16 protein-coding genes are annotated in these 16,878 nt (G+C 69.1%); 4 read left to right on the forward strand and 12 right to left on the reverse strand.

Annotated elements, in window-relative coordinates; translation table 11 throughout:
* Positions 1–37 precede the first annotated feature (37 nt).
* A complete protein-coding gene (locus FNM00_RS09675; RefSeq protein WP_143913230.1) occupies positions 38–397 on the reverse strand; it encodes a hypothetical protein in 360 nt (119 codons plus the stop codon).
* Between the two features lie 78 nt (positions 398–475).
* Here FNM00_RS09675 and FNM00_RS09680 point away from each other — a divergent pair, with 78 nt between their 5' ends.
* The gene (locus FNM00_RS09680) at positions 476–1,444 is read left to right on the forward strand and encodes an aldo/keto reductase (RefSeq protein WP_143913231.1); all 969 of its coding nucleotides are present in this window, start codon (positions 476–478) and stop codon (positions 1,442–1,444) included.
* A gap of 330 nt (positions 1,445–1,774) precedes the next feature.
* On the opposite strand, the gene FNM00_RS09685 is transcribed toward FNM00_RS09680, so the two are convergent.
* The 3 genes from FNM00_RS09685 to FNM00_RS09695 all read right to left on the reverse strand — a co-directional run bounded on the left by FNM00_RS09685 (position 1,775) and on the right by FNM00_RS09695 (position 4,327).
* Entirely contained in the window at positions 1,775–2,368 is a 594-nt protein-coding gene (locus FNM00_RS09685; protein ID WP_143913232.1) for a hypothetical protein, read from the reverse strand.
* Between the two features lie 136 nt (positions 2,369–2,504).
* Positions 2,505–3,731, reverse strand: a complete 1,227-nt coding sequence (locus tag FNM00_RS09690) for a ribonuclease D (protein ID WP_221933663.1) — start codon at positions 3,729–3,731, stop codon at positions 2,505–2,507.
* Positions 3,728–4,327: a DUF3000 domain-containing protein gene (locus tag FNM00_RS09695; protein ID WP_143913233.1), complete on the reverse strand. Its 600-nt coding sequence runs from the start codon at positions 4,325–4,327 to the stop codon at positions 3,728–3,730. Before FNM00_RS09695 ends, FNM00_RS09690 begins: the two co-directional genes overlap by 4 nt.
* Positions 4,328–4,412: 85 nt before the next feature.
* Here FNM00_RS09695 and hemE point away from each other — a divergent pair, with 85 nt between their 5' ends.
* From hemE to hemQ, 3 genes are read left to right on the forward strand one after another with little or no spacing between them, the layout of a single operon-like run.
* Complete coding sequence (gene hemE / locus FNM00_RS09700) at positions 4,413–5,438, forward strand: uroporphyrinogen decarboxylase (protein WP_143913278.1); 1,026 nt, start codon at positions 4,413–4,415, stop codon at positions 5,436–5,438.
* On the forward strand, positions 5,438–6,793 hold the full coding sequence (hemG, locus tag FNM00_RS09705) for a protoporphyrinogen oxidase (RefSeq protein ID WP_143913234.1): 1,356 nt from the start codon (positions 5,438–5,440) through the stop codon (positions 6,791–6,793). Before hemE ends, hemG begins: the two co-directional genes overlap by 1 nt.
* Positions 6,790–7,494, forward strand: coding sequence for a hydrogen peroxide-dependent heme synthase (hemQ, locus tag FNM00_RS09710; RefSeq protein ID WP_143913235.1), 705 nt, complete (start codon positions 6,790–6,792; stop codon positions 7,492–7,494). Before hemG ends, hemQ begins: the two co-directional genes overlap by 4 nt.
* 121 nt (positions 7,495–7,615) lie before the next feature.
* On the opposite strand, the gene msrB is transcribed toward hemQ, so the two are convergent.
* Genes msrB through FNM00_RS09750 form a run of 8 tightly spaced genes read right to left on the reverse strand, consistent with a single transcriptional unit; the run spans position 7,616 to position 16,793 of the window.
* Positions 7,616–8,038 carry a peptide-methionine (R)-S-oxide reductase MsrB gene (gene msrB, locus FNM00_RS09715; protein WP_143913236.1) on the reverse strand — a complete coding sequence of 141 codons (423 nt, stop codon included), beginning with the start codon at positions 8,036–8,038 and terminating at the stop codon, positions 7,616–7,618.
* Positions 8,039–8,043: 5 nt separating this feature from the next.
* Positions 8,044–8,541 (reverse strand): hypothetical protein, encoded by a 498-nt coding sequence (locus FNM00_RS09720; RefSeq protein ID WP_143913237.1) that lies wholly within the window; start codon positions 8,539–8,541, stop codon positions 8,044–8,046.
* 9 nt (positions 8,542–8,550) lie between these two features.
* On the reverse strand, positions 8,551–9,840 hold the full coding sequence (locus FNM00_RS09725) for a benzoate/H(+) symporter BenE family transporter (protein ID WP_143913238.1): 1,290 nt from the start codon (positions 9,838–9,840) through the stop codon (positions 8,551–8,553).
* 44 nt (positions 9,841–9,884) lie between these two features.
* The gene (locus FNM00_RS09730; protein WP_143913239.1) at positions 9,885–11,468 is read right to left on the reverse strand and encodes a class I adenylate-forming enzyme family protein; all 1,584 of its coding nucleotides are present in this window, start codon (positions 11,466–11,468) and stop codon (positions 9,885–9,887) included.
* Between the two features lie 2 nt (positions 11,469–11,470).
* Positions 11,471–12,730 carry a xanthine dehydrogenase family Fe-S subunit gene (locus tag FNM00_RS09735; protein WP_143913240.1) on the reverse strand — a complete coding sequence of 420 codons (1,260 nt, stop codon included), beginning with the start codon at positions 12,728–12,730 and terminating at the stop codon, positions 11,471–11,473.
* The gene (locus FNM00_RS09740) at positions 12,727–13,617 is read right to left on the reverse strand and encodes an FAD binding domain-containing protein (RefSeq protein ID WP_143913241.1); all 891 of its coding nucleotides are present in this window, start codon (positions 13,615–13,617) and stop codon (positions 12,727–12,729) included. Before FNM00_RS09740 ends, FNM00_RS09735 begins: the two co-directional genes overlap by 4 nt.
* 1 nt (position 13,618) lies before the next feature.
* Entirely contained in the window at positions 13,619–14,398 is a 780-nt protein-coding gene (locus tag FNM00_RS09745; protein WP_143913242.1) for an enoyl-CoA hydratase/isomerase family protein, read from the reverse strand.
* Between the two features lie 10 nt (positions 14,399–14,408).
* Entirely contained in the window at positions 14,409–16,793 is a 2,385-nt protein-coding gene (locus tag FNM00_RS09750) for a xanthine dehydrogenase family protein molybdopterin-binding subunit (protein ID WP_143913279.1), read from the reverse strand.
* Between the last annotated feature and the right edge of the window lie 85 nt (positions 16,794–16,878).

A 16,878-nucleotide genomic window follows, 5' to 3' on the forward strand; every position in this document is an offset into this window, starting at 1 on the left:
GAGGGCTTTCAGATGGGCGGGGCAGGACGGCGCGGGTTCAACAGAACGCCGGAGGTGCTCGTCCGGCCCTGGCCCGTACCCGTCGTGCGACCTCGGCGCTGTGTTCCCCCCGCGACAGCAATGCCGTCGTCACCATGAGGAGCACGACCGCCGTCAGCACGGCCAACGGCAGATGGTCGGTCATGGCGGGAGCGTGATCGTCGGCGACGGTGGCCTGAGGCAGTGTCGCCCTGCTCGTCGTCGCCGTCCGGTCACCGGTCGCCACGGACGCGGCGGTGCCGCTGGTGCTCCGGGTCGGTGCGCCGGACTGGGTCAGCGCGGTGGCGCCCAGCAGTGCCACGAGGATCGCCGCGCAGCTCGCGATGATCCCCCAGACGGCGGGGCGGTTGTGACGCACTCGGCGAGTGTAACGGCCGGTGAGCCCGCGCGGGGGCGCGCCGGGCGGATCCGCGTGGTCGGTCGCTAGCGTGGAGTCATGACCGCAGGGATTCTGGGAACCAGTGGGATCGATGTCAGCGTCGTGGGGCTCGGCTGCAATGCCTTCGGCGCCCGCATCGACGCCGAGCGCACGCAGCAGGTGGTCGACGCCTGCTTCGAACAGGGCGTGACCTTCTTCGACACGGCCGATGTCTATGGCCTCGGCCAGAGCGAGGAGCTGCTGGGGCGGGCGCTGGGCAGCCGTCGCGATGACGTGGTGGTGGCGACCAAGTTCGGCATGGACCTGCAGGGTCTCAACGGCGACGATGGCGGATCGAGGGGCCGGCCGGAGTATGTGCGGCGGGCCTGTGAGGCGAGCCTGCGGCGACTCGGGACCGACGTGATCGACCTGTACCAGCTCCACACCCCGGATCCGTCGACGCCGATCGAGGAGACGCTCGGCGCGCTGGACGATCTCGTCCGCGAGGGCAAGGTGCGGGCGATCGGCTGCTCGAACTTCCAGGCGTGGCAGCTGGTGGACGCGCACTGGGTGTCGCGGACGCGCGATCTGGCCTCGTTCGCCACGGCGCAGAACGAGTACTCCCTCTACAACCGGACGGCGGAGGTGGAGCTCACGCCCGCCTGCGCCGAGCTGGGCGTGGGGCTGCTGCCCTATTTCCCGCTCGCTTACGGGCTGCTGACCGGTAAGTACCGCCGTGACACTCCGCCCGACGAGGGCACCCGGCTCGCCGAGGAGAACCAGCGCCGTCGTTATGACGCCGCTGACTGGGACACGATCGAGGCGCTCCAGAGCTTCGCCGATGCGCGGGGGATCTCGCTGCTCGACGTCGCGATCGGTGGCCTCGCCGCACAGCCGCAGGTGGCGAGTGTGATCGCGGGAGCGACCCGGCCCGAGCAGATCGCCGCCAATGTAGCGGCCGGTCGGTGGGCACCGAGCGACGCCGATCGCGAGGAGCTCGACCAGATCGGCCGTCCCCGGCACAGCTACACCACCTTCGCCCCCTGAAGGGACTGATGATGATGCGTTGTGGTCGTCATAGCGACCTCAATGCATCGACTTTCGAGTGGGCTCGGAACTGATGATGATGCGTTGCGGCTGCCATAGCGACCCCAATGCATCATCATCAGTCCCCGGACGACGCACAAATCCCAGCGGAGCTGGGGAGAGAAGATGGTGCGCCGGGTTGGGAAGCGCCTCACGGCGCGTGGCCGCTCGTAGCGGCTTATGTTGGGACCCGGGGCTTGCCGCAACCCGGCGCAGTCACCAGCGTATCGGCCATGGGGCCATGATCAAGCGCAGCGGACGTGGTCCATCGCACGCGATTCCCGCGGTCGTCTACTGCAGGGCACCGGCGCGCTCGAGTTCGGCTGCGTGGCGCAGATCGCGTGCGGTCTCCACCAGACGTGCCCCGCTGAGCGCGTCGCCGTCCTCGCACTGTCCGCGCCCCACACCCACGATGTGCGCGAAGGCCGCGGCACGGTCGAGGGTGATGTCCAGATGCTCGCCGACGATGCCGCGCACGACGATGTCGACCAGCCGGACGACCTCTTCGGGGCTCGGCGGCTCCACGACCCCGGCCAGCACCTCCTGGACCGGCGCGTAGGTCTTGCCGATCGCGAACTCGTGCGCCGCCCGCACGGGTTCGCGATGTACCCAGGTGCGCAGGACGTAGAGCCGCCAGAGCGCACCGGCGAGGGAGTCGGGCGATGCGAGGGACCACAGCTCGGCGATCGTGCCGATGCCCTCGGAATCAGCCAGGTGGAGCACTCGCTCGACCAGATCGGCATCCTCGTGGTCGCGCGGGCCACGGACGAGGAGGTGCGCCACGCGGTGTCCTGCCGCGGTGACCTCGGCGGGATCGGGGCGATCATCGGGTTGCGCCTCGAACAGACCGGCGCCCGGCAACGCCGGCTTATCGAAGTCCGCCATCGATGTCCTCCCTTCGGCAGGGGGACGACATTAGCCAACCGGTCAAGGCGGAATCGGAACGCCGCGACTCCGCGCCGATCTCGACGCCTGACGAGGCGTCGAGAGAGGGCAGCGTGCCGGGAGCCACCCGGACAGCCTAGTTCCCGGACATGGCGGCGGCGACAGGCGCGGCGACGATGCCCACCTGCCACGAGCGCGCTCCTTGCTCCAGGAGAGCGTCGCCGACGGACACCGCGTCGATGTGCGCGGGCGGGTCCCAGGCGAGTTGACGGATGAGTCCGGGGGAGATGAGGTTCTCGCTGGGCAGGTCGTGCTGTTCGGCGAGCTCGGTCACCACCGGCTTGGCCCGGGCGAGGCGTTCGGCCGCCTCGGGCCGCTTCTCGGCCCAGGCGCGCGGCGGTGGAGGACCGTCGTGGCGCTGTGAACTCGTCGGCAGATCCTTCTCGTCGAGTGCGAGGGCCTCCTCGACGGCGGCGTGCCAGTCGTCGAAGAAGCGACGGGGGCCGCGCCCGCGCATGGCTCGCGTCTCGCGCAGCGCCGTACGAGAGGTGGGGGCCTCGGCAGCGATCTCCAGGATCGCCGAGTCGGGCAGGATGCGCCCGGGGGTGACATCGCGTGCCGCGGCGATGCGGTCGCGGGTGTACCAGAGGGAACGGACGATGGCGAGCGACCGGCGGCCGCGCGCCTTGTGGAGGCCCGACGTACGGCGCCACGGCTCGCTGCGCTCGGGAGGTCCCGTGAACGCGAGCAGCGACTCGAACTCCTCTTGCGCCCAGGCGACCTTGCCGGTGCGTTCGAGGTCCGCCTCCACCATCGCGCGCAGCTCGACGAGGACCTCGACGTCGAGGGCGGCGTATTCCAGCCACGGCTCGGGCAGCGGGCGCGTGGACCAGTCGGCGGCGGAGAACTCCTTGGCGAGGCTCATCTGCAGATAGTGCTCGACGAGACCGGCGAGTCCGACCCGCGGCAGGTTGAGCAGCCGCCCCGCCAGCTCGGTGTCGAAGAGTGCGGAGGGACGCAGTCCCACCTCCGCGAGGCAGGGGAGGTCCTGGGTGGCGGCGTGCAGGATCCATTCGGCATCGCCGAAGGCTTCGTCGAGGGAGGTCAGATCGTCGAAGGCGGTCGGGTCGACGAGGAAGGTGCCGGCGCCCTCGCGGCGGATCTGCACGAGGTAGGCCCGTTGGGAGTAGCGGTAGCCGGAGGCGCGCTCGGCGTCGAGCGCGACCGGTCCGTAAGCCAGGGACAGTTCTGCCACGGCGCGGGCCAGTTCGTCATCGTCGTCGATCACGTGGCCGAGCGGCTCACGCAGGCCCAGTCGCGGCAGAGCGGGCTCGGCCACGGTCTCAGGGACGTCGTCGGTCACCTGTGAGACCCCCGTCGGTCATGGGCGGTACGGCGCAGGGGGATGACCCCCGGTGTCAGCGGTGGAAGCCCGGCGAGCTCGGCCAGCAGGTGCATCCAGGCCTGTGCGTGACATCCGGCGTCGGTGTCGGGATCGGGGGACCAGGAGGCGCGGACCTCGACCTGGGCCGAGCTGCCGTCCTCGGCCATCTGGCCGAAGCTGTCGGTGCGCACGACGGTGACGCTGCCGCTCGCGGCGTGGTAGCCGGCGCCCCCGGCGTCGAGGGCGTCGGTCAGCCAGCTCCAGCCGACCTCGGTCAGCATCGGGTCCGAGGCCATCTCCGGCTCGATATCGGCCTTGGCGAAGGTCACACAGCGGAAGCTACCCTCCCAGGCCTCGTGGCCCGCGGGATCGTACAGGCAGATGAAGCGGCCGGTGGCGACATCGTCCCCGGCGACCGCGAGATCGCCGCTGATCGCATAGGCGTATGGCGCGATGCGCTGCGGCGGAGGCATCACATGGATGGTCAGCTCCGGGCGGGCATCGACGCGCATGATCTGCTCGACCGCCCGCGTGAATGCTGCGGGCGTGCCGTCGACCTCGGTTCGCGCAGCCACACCGGTGATCCTAGGTGGAAAGAGGCCGACCTCGGGTCTTCGACACGCGGCGACACCTGACAGACTCGATACCGTGACCACCTCGATGCCCGTCAGTCCGTTCCTGCAAGCCTGCCGGGGTGAGCGTCCCGCGCACACGCCCGTGTGGTTCATGCGTCAGGCGGGCCGCTCGTTGCCGGAGTATCGAGCGGTCCGTGCCGAGGTGCCGATGCTCGAATCGTGCTTCCGCACCGATCTGGTCGTGGAGATCACGATGCAGCCGGTGCGTCGCTACGGAGTCGACGCCGCGATCTTCTTCTCCGACATCGTGGTGCCGCTCAAGGCGATCGGGGTGGATCTGGACATCGTCCCGGGGACCGGTCCCGTGGTCGCCGAGCCGATTCGTTCGGCGGAGCAGCTCACCGCGCTGCGCGATCTGGAGCCCGACGATGTCGGCACCATCACCGCTGCGGTCGAGGCGCTCGTCGACGAGCTCGGGGACACGCCCCTCATCGGCTTCGCCGGTGCCCCCTTCACCTTGGCCTCCTATCTCATCGAGGGCGGTCCGTCGCGCGATCACCGGCGCACCAAGCAGCTCATGTACAGCGACCCGGACCTGTGGCACGCGCTCCTCGGACGCATCGCGCGGATCGGCGGGCAGTTCCTGCGCCTGCAGGTGCAGCACGGGGCCCGGGCGATCCAGCTCTTCGACTCGTGGGCGGGAGCGTTGTCGTTGGAGGAGTACCAGACCTTCGTGCAGCCCCACTCGGCCGCGGTGCTCGCGGAGGTCGCCGATCTCGGCGTGCCGCGCATCCACTTCGGGGTCGGCACGGGCGAGCTGCTCGGCGCCATGGGCGAGGCGGGCGCCGATGTCGTCGGTGTCGACTGGCGGGTGCCGCTCGACGCGGCGACGCGGCGCATCGGTCCTGAACGCGCCGTGCAGGGCAACCTCGATCCCACGGTGGTCTTCGCACCGACCGAGGTCGTGCACGAGCGTGCGGCCCGGGTCATCGCGGCCGGCAAGGCCGCGCCGGGTCATATCTTCAATCTGGGCCACGGCGTGCTGCCGGACACCGATCCGGACGCACTCGCGCGGCTGGTCGACTTCGTGCACGAGTATCCGGTCGGCTGATGCGCGTCGGTGTCGTCGGGGCGGGGATCGCAGGGCTGACCTGTGCTCACGCGCTGCGCGAGGCGGGCGCCGAGGTCGTGGTCTGGGAGGCCGGCGACCGTGTGGGCGGCAAGCTGCGGCTCGAGGACATCGGGGGTCTGACCCTGGACCAGGGTGCCGAGTCGATGCTGGCCCGTCGTCCCGAGGGTCTGGAGCTGGTCGGGCGTCTCGGCCTCGGTGATCGGTTGGTGCATCCCGAGCCGGCGCCCGCGACGCTGTGGACCCGCGGTGCCCTGCGGCCGATGCCGCCGACCGTGATGGGGATTCCCTCGGATCTCGAGGCGCTGGAGGCGTCCGGGGTCCTGGAGGGGGCGGTGGAGCGCCACGACGTGCCCGTGCCCGGGGAGGACGTGCCCGTGGCCGACTTCGTCGCCCAGCGGGCCGGACGCGAGGTCGTCGACCGGCTCGTGGAGCCTCTTCTCGGGGGCGTCTACGCGGGGCACGCCGACCGGTTGTCGTTGCGGGCCACGGCGCCGATGATCGGCGCCCTCGGGTCCGACCCGATCGGCGCCGCGATCGCGCGCCGTGCCGAACAGCTCGCCGCCGGCCCCGCGGAGCCCGTGCTCGCCGGACTCGACGGCGGCATGGGGAGTCTGCCGGTGGCGCTCGCCGAAGACCTCGACATCCGGCTGAACTCCACCGTCCGCGGAGTGCGGCGAGAGAACGACGGGGGCTGGACGCTCGTGGTCGGTCCGACGACTCGCGCCGTGCGCGAGCGGTGCGACGCACTGGTGCTGGCCGTCCCGGCGCCAGCCGCGTCGCGCCTGCTCGGCGACATCGCGCCGGCTGCCTCCTTCGCTCTCGCTGGCATCGACTACGCCTCGATGGCGCTCGTCACCCTCGTGCTCGACGGCGCGGAGCTGCCCGAGGGATCGGGTTTTCTCGTGCCCCCTGTCGACGGGCGATCGATCAAGGCGGCGACCTTCGCCACCAACAAGTGGGCGTGGCTGGCGCGCGACGCCCAGGGAGCGAGCATCGTGCGCACCTCTCTGGGACGTGCGGGCGACGCCACGGCACTGCAGCGCTCCGATGACGAGCTCGTGACACTCGCGATCGCCGATCTAGAGTCCGCGCTCGCCGGAGTCGGCACGCTCGGCACCGTCGCCGCCTCGCGCGTTCAGCGGTGGGGAGGGGGGCTTCCGCAGTACGACGTGGGCCATCAGGAGCTGGTGGCGCGGATCGAGGCCGATATCGCCTCGGTGCCCGGCCTCGCCGTCTGCGGAGCGGCCTATCACGGGGTCGGCATCCCGGCGGTGATCGCCACCGCCCACCAGGCTGCCCGCGCCATCACGACGGAAGGGACAATGGACATATGAGCGTGCCGAATCAGGGGAAGCTGGCCAAGGAGATCAACGAGACGATCCGGTACACCATGTGGTCGGTGTTTCGCCTGGATCGTCCGCTGGGCTCGGATGACCGCGGGGCCGAGGCCGTGGAGGTCGAGGAGCTCGTGGCACGGCTCGCTGGGGACGATGTCGTGGTGCGAGGCGCCTATGACGTCAGCGGCATGCGTGCGGACGCCGATCTGATGATCTGGTGGCATGCGCCGACGGCCGAAGCACTGCAGGTGGCGTACAACTCCTTCCGGCGCACGGCCCTCGGCTCGCGGATGGTCCCCGTGTGGTCGCAGACGGCGCTGCACCGGCCGGCCGAGTTCAATCGTTCGCACATCCCGGCCTTCATGGCCGAGGAGGAGGTGCGCGACTGGGTCTGCGTGTATCCCTTCGTGCGATCCTATGAGTGGTACCTGTTACCCGAGGACGAGCGCCGCGACATGCTGCGCGAGCACGGCATGCAGGCCCGGCCCTACCCGGATGTACGCGCCAACACGGTGGCGTCCTTCGCGCTCGGTGACTATGAGTGGATGCTGGCCTTCGAGGCCGACGAGCTGCACCGCATCGTCGACCTGATGCGAGAGCTCCGCGCGAGCCGGGCGCGTCGTCACGTGCGCGAGGAGACGCCCTTCTACACCGGCCGCAAGCGCACCTGGACCGAGCTCACCGACCTCTGGCCCTGAGTCCCCCTGCGTGAGCGGTGAGCCACGCACCCCTCAAGCCCGCTTTCGTCTGGGCGGTGGATTATCCCGCACTCGAACGGTCGAAGTGCGGGATAGCTCACCGCCCGCGGAGGGGAACCGGTCAGTCGGCCTGGAGGTCGAGGGCGATGCCGTTGATGCAGTAGCGCTGGTCGGTCGGGGTGTCGTAGCCCTCGCCGCCGAAGACATGGCCCAGGTGCGATCCGCAGTTGGCGCAGCGGACCTCGGTGCGCAGCATGCCCATCGAACGGTCCTCGATGTACTCGACGCGATCCTCGGCGAGGGGCGCGTAGAAGGCGGGCCAGCCGCAGTGGGCGTCGAACTTGGTCTCGCTGCGGAACAGCTCGCTCCCGCAGGCGCGGCAACGGTAGATGCCGACCGTCGGATCGGTCTCATAGGAGCTGGAGAAAGGCCGTTCGGTGCCGCCCTGGCGCAGCACGTGGAACTCGGCGGCGCTGAGCTCCTCGCGCCACTGGTCGTCGGACTTCGCGACCTCGTAGTCGCGGCTCGCGTCGGGTGCGGACATGGGGATCAGATCTCCGTCTGTGCTTCGAAGGGCAGGTGCTCGAGCAGGTGCAAGGTGGGGACGTCGAGGGAGCGTCGGGCCCGTGAGGTCCAGTCCAGTTTGAGGAACTCGCGGACGAGGTGCGGCTCGGTGAGGATGATGACCTCGTCGGCCGAGGTCTCGGTCACCAGCTCCTTGAGCGCGTCGATCGGGTCGAGATCGGTGAGGCGGGCGGTCACCTGCTGACCGCGATCGCGCAACAGCCGGGCGCTTTCGTCGAGCTCGGCCTCGCCGGCCTGGTGGAGCTCCTGATCGACGACCGCCATGGTGTCCGGTTCGGTCATGGGCACGAACTGCCCACCGCCGAGGGCGCTCATCGACGATCCGAGGACCGCCGCCGAGCTCTCGATGGGCAGCAGGAGATGGTAGGTGACATCGTCATCGACGCCCTCCTGCAACGACACGATCTGGTTCGCGTCCAGTTCGATCAGCTGACGTTCGATCAACAGCACCACGTTGTACATATACCGATCCTAGTCGGCGGTGGTCGTCTCCTGCTCACGAGCGCGGAAGTCCTTCGGTTCGAGCAGCAGCGATGCGAGGACACCGCCGATCAGCGACCAGAACGGTGCCGAGATGTTGAAGACCGTGACGCCGCTCATGGCGATGATGAGGGCGAAGAAGGCTCCCAGCTGGAAACGGCTCGCCGAGAAGCTCTCCTGGAAGGACCGCACCAGCACGCCGATCATCGCCAGACCGGCGACGGTGGCGATCAGCTCCGGCGGCAGGATCGTCACTAGCGCGACCGTGACCCCGGCGAAGACTCCGAACAGCCCGAAGAGGGTGCCGTTGACGACCGATGCGGCATACCGGCCCGAACGGTCCTCGCCTGCCTGGTCCGAGGAGCAGATCGCCGTCATCGGACCGGCGATATTGGCATTGTGGCCGCCGAAGACCGGGGCGAGCAGACCACCGATGCCGCTGATGATGGTCATGACGTTGAAAGGCGGCCGGTACTTCTCTGCCATGAGGACACCCATCGATTGGGCGTTCTCCGCCCCGATGACCAGCAGTGCGAGGGGGATCGCCACAGCGAACATCGCACCGAGATCGAAGGACGGCGCGATCAGCACAGGTGTGCTGAACCCGACTCCGCCGTCGAGGGTGCCGAAGTCGCCGAGAATGGCCGTGACGAGCACCCCGAGGGCCAGCGCGCCGACCACGCCAGGGACCCTCGGAAGGAAGCGGCTCAGGAGCACATAGCCGACGAGCGTCGCCCCAACGATGACCGGGGCGGCGACGGCGGAGTTGACGATGTCGATACCGAAGCGGATCAGCGCGCCGGCGATCATCGCCATGACGATGGGGAACGGTATCCAGTCGGCGAGTTTGCGCACCAGTCCGCTCATGCCGATCACCAAAACGATCAGACCGGCCATGAGGAATGCGCCGACCATCTCCGCGAAGCTGAAGTTCGGCAGAGCGGCCACGACCAGAGCGGCTCCCGGAATGGAGAAGGCCCCGCTGATGGGCTGCTGGTAGTAGAGGGCCAGCACGATGGAGATCAAGCCGCCGAAGAAGTAGATCCCGAAGATCCACGAGGCGATGACCTCGGCGCTGAGACCGGCGGCGCCGGCTCCACTGATGACGATCAGTGCGGGACCGGTGCAGCCGAAAATGGTCGCGATGACACCGGCGCCGATGGTCGCCGGGTTGAGATGGCGAGGAAGATCGCGCAGACCTGAGCGGAAGCCGGGGCCTCGCTCCATGAGTGGTCGTTTCGTCTCCGGCTCGACCCTGCCGGTGTTATCGGATGTGACCATGATGACTCATCTCTGTTGACGGCCTCTTCGCTGGGCCGCGGTGCTCAGGTGACGATCGGAGTAGGGGAGTTCGCGCCGGTCGTGACTGCTAGGTCGTAGTCGCCTGCGACGAGCTTGCGGCGCAAGATCTTGCCCACGGGGGACTTGGGGATCGCCTCGATGACGATGACCCGCTTGGGACGTTTGTAGGGGGAGAGCGGCGCCTCGCTGCGGACCCAGTCCTTGACGCGAGCGGCCACGGTCTCGGGATCCTCGTCGTCTCGTGTGGGAACGATGAAGGCGGTGACGGCCTGGCCCCACTTCTCGTCGGGGAGGCCGACGACGCTGACCTCCGCTATATCGTGATGGCGGACGAGGATGTCCTCGACCTCGACCGGATGCACGTTCTCGCCACCGGTGACGATCATGTCGTCGACCCGGCCCTCGACCCACAGATCGCCGTCCTCGTCGACCCGGCCGATATCGCCGGTGTGGTACCAGCCGTGGCGGATCGACTTCGCATCCGCATCGGGCCGCTGCCAATAGCCGGAGAAGGCCTCATCGGAGCGCAGGTCCACAGCGATCTCACCCTCCTGGCCTGGCGGCAGCGGCTCGTGGACCTCGTCGCTGGACGGGTCGACGACACGCCAGCGGCCGAACACACCGGGACGGCCCGCCGCGCCGGGCTTGGCCGCGGCGTCGTCGGCGATGGAGAAGGTGTAGACCTCGCTGGAGCCGTAGTGGTTGATGAACACCTCGGGCTGGAGGTGTTCGACCAGCTGCTCACACAGCGAGGAGGTCATCGGCGCGCCGGCGAAGGCCAGCTTGCGGACACTGCGTGCCACCCGTTCCATGTCGCCGCCGCCGTTGACCACGGACCAGAAGGCCGTGGGCACCAGGTAGAGCGCCGTGACCGACTCCTGTTCGATGAGGTCGACCGCCTCATCGGGGCGGAACACGGGCTGGACGACGAAGGTCCCACCGACCACGATCATCGACAGCAGCGAGCGCAGGCCCATCGTGTGATACATCGGCATGGCACCGAGCGTGATCTCGCCGGGCTGGTAGCGGGCTTGGACGACGTGGGCGACGGAGGCGGCATGCTCATTGCGCTGCGTGCGGGGGACTCCCTTGGGGCGCCCGGTGGTTCCGCTGGTGTAGAGCATCACGCTGAGGTCATCGGGTCCGACCTCGATGCCGGGGGTGGAGATGTCCGCCGCGAGGACGGACTCCTCGAAGTCGAGGCTGTCCGCGATAGCGCAGTCGCCGACGGTGAGCACTGCCGGTCGGGCCGGGGCCTCGGCGAGCACGGTGCGGGCCAGGTCCGCCGCCACCGTGTCCACGACAACCACCTTGGGGGCGGAGTCGGTCAGACAGTGCGTCAGCTCGGGCACGCCGAGCCGGATGTTGTAGGGCGTCGACATGACGCCGAGCTTCTGGAGGGCCAGATGGGTCGACGCCATCTCCTCGCTGTTGGAGAGGAAGAGCCCCACGCGATCGCCGCGTTCCACGCCGAGCGAGGTCATCAGATTCGCGATCTGATTGGTGCGCCGGTCGAGCTCGCGGTAGGTCAGTCGTCGCTGGCCGGCGAAGGCGAGCCGTTCGGGGAAACGTTCGGCCGTCCAGGTGAGGGTCGTGCCGAGGTCCATGATCAGTTCCTTCCGAGGACCCGGCGCACCAGCGTCCGGATCCGGGATCGAATGAGGGTGAACATGATAGAGAGCGCGCTCGCGGGGGCTGCCTCGACGGGAGCCTCGCCCCGGGAGGCGGCGTCGATATTGGCCGCGAACTGGTGGAACATGTCGGTGCTGACGTCGTTGACGAGGCCGCGCCCGAATTGGGCGATGCGGCCGACCATGTGCAGTTCGGCGACCGCGCGCAGATCGGTGCCGCCGTCCTGTCGAGACTCCGCCGTGAGGTCGACGACCGCGGCCACGTCTCCGGACGAGGCATCGGCGGCCTGGCCGATGACCTTCACCCGGTGGGTGGTCTCGTCGCGTTCGAGGATCTTGACATCGCCGAGGAAGGCGAGGCGGACGGGTCCCAGGCTGACGCGCATGCGGCCCTTGTACTGGTCGTCGCCGAAGTCGGCGATGATCTCGGCTCCCGGCAGGCAGGTCGCCAAGGTCTGAGTGTCCTCGATGATCTCCCAGATGTCCTCGATGGGAGCCTCGGCGCGGGTGTCGACGACCACGATCGCCGTCGGCTCGCCGGAGGGGACGGCGATATCGGCCGGACCCGAGGCCGCCTCGGCCGATTCCAGCTGGGCGGGCGTCCCGGGGCCGCCGAGGCTCGCGCGGGGGAGCCTCGGTTCTGCGTGGCCGCAGTTCCTGGGGCCCGGTACGCCCTGCGGGAACTGCTCGGCGATATCGGCGACCGCGTCGACGATATTGCGGTAACCGGTGCAGCGGCACAGGACGCCGGAGAGCCGGTCGGGGAGTTCTTCGGCCTCGATACCGGGTTCGGAGCTGAGCAGGTCGTAGGCACTCATGATCTGACCCGGTGTGCAGAAGCCGCATTGCAACGCGTGATGCGCGCCGAAGGACTCCTGGAGCGGATGGAGGTCGGTGGGTGTTCCCATGCCCTCGACCGTCACGATCTCCGAGCCGTCCACCTGGCAGGCGAGGATCAGGCAGGAGCGTGCGGCGTCGCCGTCGACCATGACCGTGCACAGGCCGCAGACGCCGTGTTCGCAACCGAGGTGCGTGCCGGTGAGGCCGAGGTGATCGCGCAGGGCGTCCGCGAGCGTCACCCGGGGAGCGACGTGCACGGTGGCGGGGCGGCCGTTGACGGTGAGGTCGACCCGGAGCAGCTCATCGGCCTCGCACCGGGTGACCGCGGAGTCCGTGTTCTCGCGACGTCGTCGCCAGCGGTCGACGACCGAGGCCGCCTGATCGAGGAGCAGGGTCATCGGGATTGTCCTTTCCTGCTGTCGTGGAAGGCGGCGACGAGTTCGCGACCGCCCAGAACGCGGACCAGGCGGCGGCGGTATCCCGCGCTCGCGTGCTTGTCGCCGCCGGTGGTGACGAGTTCGCGGGCCGCGTCGGTGAGAGCTTCGGCGACCGCTGCGGGGGCGTCGGTATCGGCCGCCGTGCGCAGCGGCTCGGCGACGATCTCGGTGACATCGAGGAGCCGGGGACGATCCGCCACCCCGAAGGCGCCGAGCAGCGCCTGCACGACCCGGTCACCCTCGGTCTGCACCATCGTGGTGATGCCGACGAGGGCGAAGTCGCCGTGTCGGCGGGCCATCTCGGCGAAGCCGAAACCCTGACCGCGGCGGGCGCGGGGCACGGTGACATATCGCAGCACCTCGCCGGGTTCCAGGGCGGTGGTCATGGCGCCCCGGAAGAACTCCTCGGCGAGTAGTTCACGGTCACCCGCCGGTCCGGTGATCCCGAGCCGGGCGCCCAGCGTCAGCATCACGGCCGGCAGTTCCGAGGCGGGATCGGCGTGGGCGAGTGAGCCGCACACCGTGCCCCGGCTGCGGATCTCCCGGTGCCCGATCCAGGGCAAGGCCCGCGACAGCAGGGGCACCCGCAGATCCGGGTGACGCTCCACGGCGCGCTGACGTACGGCTGTCCCGATCCGCACCACGTGCGCGCCGACCTCGATGTGCTGCCAGGCCGGGACCCGTGAGATGTCCACGAGGGTCGGCGGGCGGCCGAGGCGCATCGCCAGCACCGGCATCAGCGACTGACCGCCGGCGATGATCTTGGCCTCTCCCTGTGCGAGTGAGAGTTCGGCGAGCACCCCCTCCGGCGAGGTCGGGCGCACATAGGAGAACGGGGCAGCCTTCATGTCAGCGGTCCCGGAACTGCGGCGTGCGCTTCTCGCCGAAGGCGGCCACGCCCTCGGCGAAGTCCTCGGTGGCGCGCAGCATCGAGTACGCCTTGCGCTCCAGCTCCACACCGGTCGCGAGGGGTCCGTCCACGCCGCGGTCGAGGACTTCCTTGGCGGTGCGCAAGGACACTGCCGAGAAGCCCAGCAGCGTGGTCACGACGCGCTCGACCTCGCTCTCCAGGCCGTCGCGGTCCTCCGGTGCGCTGGCGACGAGGCCCCAGTCGAGGGCCTGCTGTGCGCTGAAGCGTTCACCGGTGAGGATGTGGTACTTGGCACGCGAGAGGCCGATGAGGCGCGAGAGCCGCTGGGTGCCTCCCGAGCCGGGCATCATGCCCAGCTTCATCTCCGGCAGCGCGAAGGAGGAGCGCTGCGTGGCCAGGCGGATATCGGTGGAGAGGACGAGCTCGAGGCCGACGCCGAAGCAGTAGCCGTCGATCGCGGCGATCACGGGCTTCTGCGAGCGCGAGGCCGCGGTGATGTCGTGGCCGAGATCGGTGAGGTCGAAGGGAGCGACCTCCATGAACCCGGCGATATCGCCGCCGGAGGTGAAGTGCTCGCCGTCGCCGCGGATCACGACGACGCGGATGTCCCGGTCGGCGTCGATCTCGGCGAAACGCTCGGCCATCAGGGCGCGCATCTCCATCGTCACGACATTGAGACGTCCGTGGTCGAGCGTCAGATTCGCCACGCGGCCGTCGTGGCTGCGCTCGAGGTGGATGGTGCCTCCGGTGGTGGGCATGCTGGTCCTTTCAGTCGTTGAGATGCAGCAGATCGTGCAGGACATTCGGGTGGAGCGGCAGCGAGTCGATCCGGACCCCCCGGTGGCGCAAGGCATCCTCGACCGCATTGGCGAAGGCGACCGGGAAGCTCATGCTCGCGCCCTCGCCGGCTCCCTTCGCGCCGAGCCGCGTCATCGGTGACGGGGTCTCGATATGCGCCATCGTGAGGGGGAACATCGACTCCGCCGTAGTGGGGATCAGGTAGTCCATGAAGGTCGACACCGGCTGGCCGGCATCGGAGTAGGCCATCTCCTCGTACATGGCGCCTCCCAAGGCCTGGACCATCGCCCCGTGCACCTGCCCCTCGAACAGAGTCGGGTTCAGGATCGTCCCCGGATCGTGGATGCTGACCACATCGTCGATCGTGATGTCGAGGGTCTCCGGGTCGATCCGCACGCTGACGAGATCGGCGACGAAGCCGTAGCAGAGTGACGAGTTGACCTGATCGGTGCGCGAGGGCGCCTTCGCCTGCGGGGGAGTGAAGGCGACATTGACCTCGAGGGTGGCGTCCTCGCCCTCGGGCAGTCGGCCCGGATCCCAGTGGACCAGGCCGGCCGCGTGCTTGAACAGCACGGACGTGTCGGGGTCGTCGATGATCCGTACGCTGCCCTGGTGCAGCTCCAGGCGGTCGGGGCTGGTGTCCAGGATCACCGCGGCGGCCTTCGTGATGCGGTGGGCGATCTCGCGTGAGGCATCGACCAGTGCCGAGGTGAGCAGCGGGGAGAAACGTGAGGAGTAGCTGCCTGAGGTGATCGTCCAGGCGGTGGTCGCGGTGTCCATCTCGACGGTGGGGATCACCTGCTCCTCGGGCAGGTCGAGCTCTTTGGCGACCACCTGCCGCGCGACGGTGGCATGTCCCTGACCTTGCGGCACGGTGCCGAGGGTGATCCCGACGATGCCCTGGGGGTCGACGCTGAGGTGCACGTGCTCGGTGGAGCCGGACTTGCCGCGTCCCGGGGGACGGTTCTCGGCCGGGGTCGCGAGGCCGACATAGCCGATATTCGTCCCCGAGGGCTCGACGATGAGGGCGACACCGGTCCCGACGAGTTCGCCGCGGGCTCGCGCCTCCTCCTGCCGTGCGAGCAGGGCGCGGTAGTCCGAGCGCTCCTCGAGCAGTTCGACCACACGCTGGTAGTCGCCGGAGTCGTAGATACCGCCGGTCGGGGTGGCGTAGGGGAAGGCATCGGCATGGATCAGATTGCGCTTGCGGAAGTCGAGCCGGTCCATGCCCACGGTGCGCGCGGCGGTGTCCATGATCCGCTCCAGCGCGAAGTAGAGCTGCTGCCCGCCGAATCCCCGGTTCAGTCCCGTGGGGCACTTGTTGGTGACGACGGCACGTGAACGGAGCCGCACGGTGTCGATGCGATAGGCGCCGGTCATGTTGCCGAAGCACCGGTAGAGCGTGGCGGGCTCCGGGGGCCGTAGGTAGGCGCCGACATTCTCGACGAAGTCGATGTCGATGGCCTCGATGATCCCGTCCGCGTCGACAGCGGCGCGCACCTTCATGTGCCGGTCGGATCCCGACGAGCTGGACAGCAGATGCTCCGAGCGATCCTCGGACCACCGCACGGGGCGCTGGGCGTGGCGCGATGCGAGTGCCATGAGCGCCATATAGGGATAGATCCCGGACTTGATGCCGAACGAGCCTCCGTTGTCGGCCGGGACATGCAGTCGCAGTTGGGAGGTGGTGACGCCGAGCGCGCCGCACAGGACCGGGACCATCGAGAACGGTCCGTGGAAGTTGGACCAGATCTCGACCTCGGGTCGCTCGGGATCGTCGATCCAGGTGGCCACGACGCTGTAGCACTCCATCGGAGTTGAGGAGTATCGAGGGAAGTAGTAGTCGCCCTCCACGATGTGCTCGGCAGCGGCGAAGGCATCGTCCACCTCGCCGAAGACGAAGGTGCGGTCGCTGGCCACATTGGTGCCGGCGTTCTCGTGCAGCAGGGGTGCCTCCGCGGTGGTGGCCTCGAGCGCATCGACCACGACCGGGTGGAGGTCGTAGGCGATGTCCACCAGCTCCGCGGCGTCCTCGGCGGTGTAGCGATCGGTGGCGACCACGACGGCCACCGGTTCTCCGACATAGCGCACCTTGTCGGTGCCGGTGGGGTAGTAGTCCATCGGTGCGCGCAGCGAGAGCGGGAAGGGACTCAAGGCCGCGGCGACCTCCTCAGGCCCGATCACGGCCGCGACACCCGGGTGTGCGCGTGCGCGGGTGAGATCGATCGAGGTGATGGAGGCGTGAGCATGGGGACTGCGGACCACGGTGGCCACCAGCGTGCCCGGCAAGGGGTCCAGATCGTCGAGGAACGCGCCCTTGCCGGTGACGAGTCGAGCGTCCTCGAGCCTGGCCATCGTGCTCACGGGTTCTCCTCCATCGCCTGACAGTTCTAAATGGACCGTATGAAACATACGGTGTGAACAAGACCGTAGGCCTAGG

It is taken from the genome of Aeromicrobium piscarium (assembly GCF_007421815.1).
GTDB classification, from domain to species: domain Bacteria; phylum Actinomycetota; class Actinomycetes; order Propionibacteriales; family Nocardioidaceae; genus Aeromicrobium; species Aeromicrobium piscarium.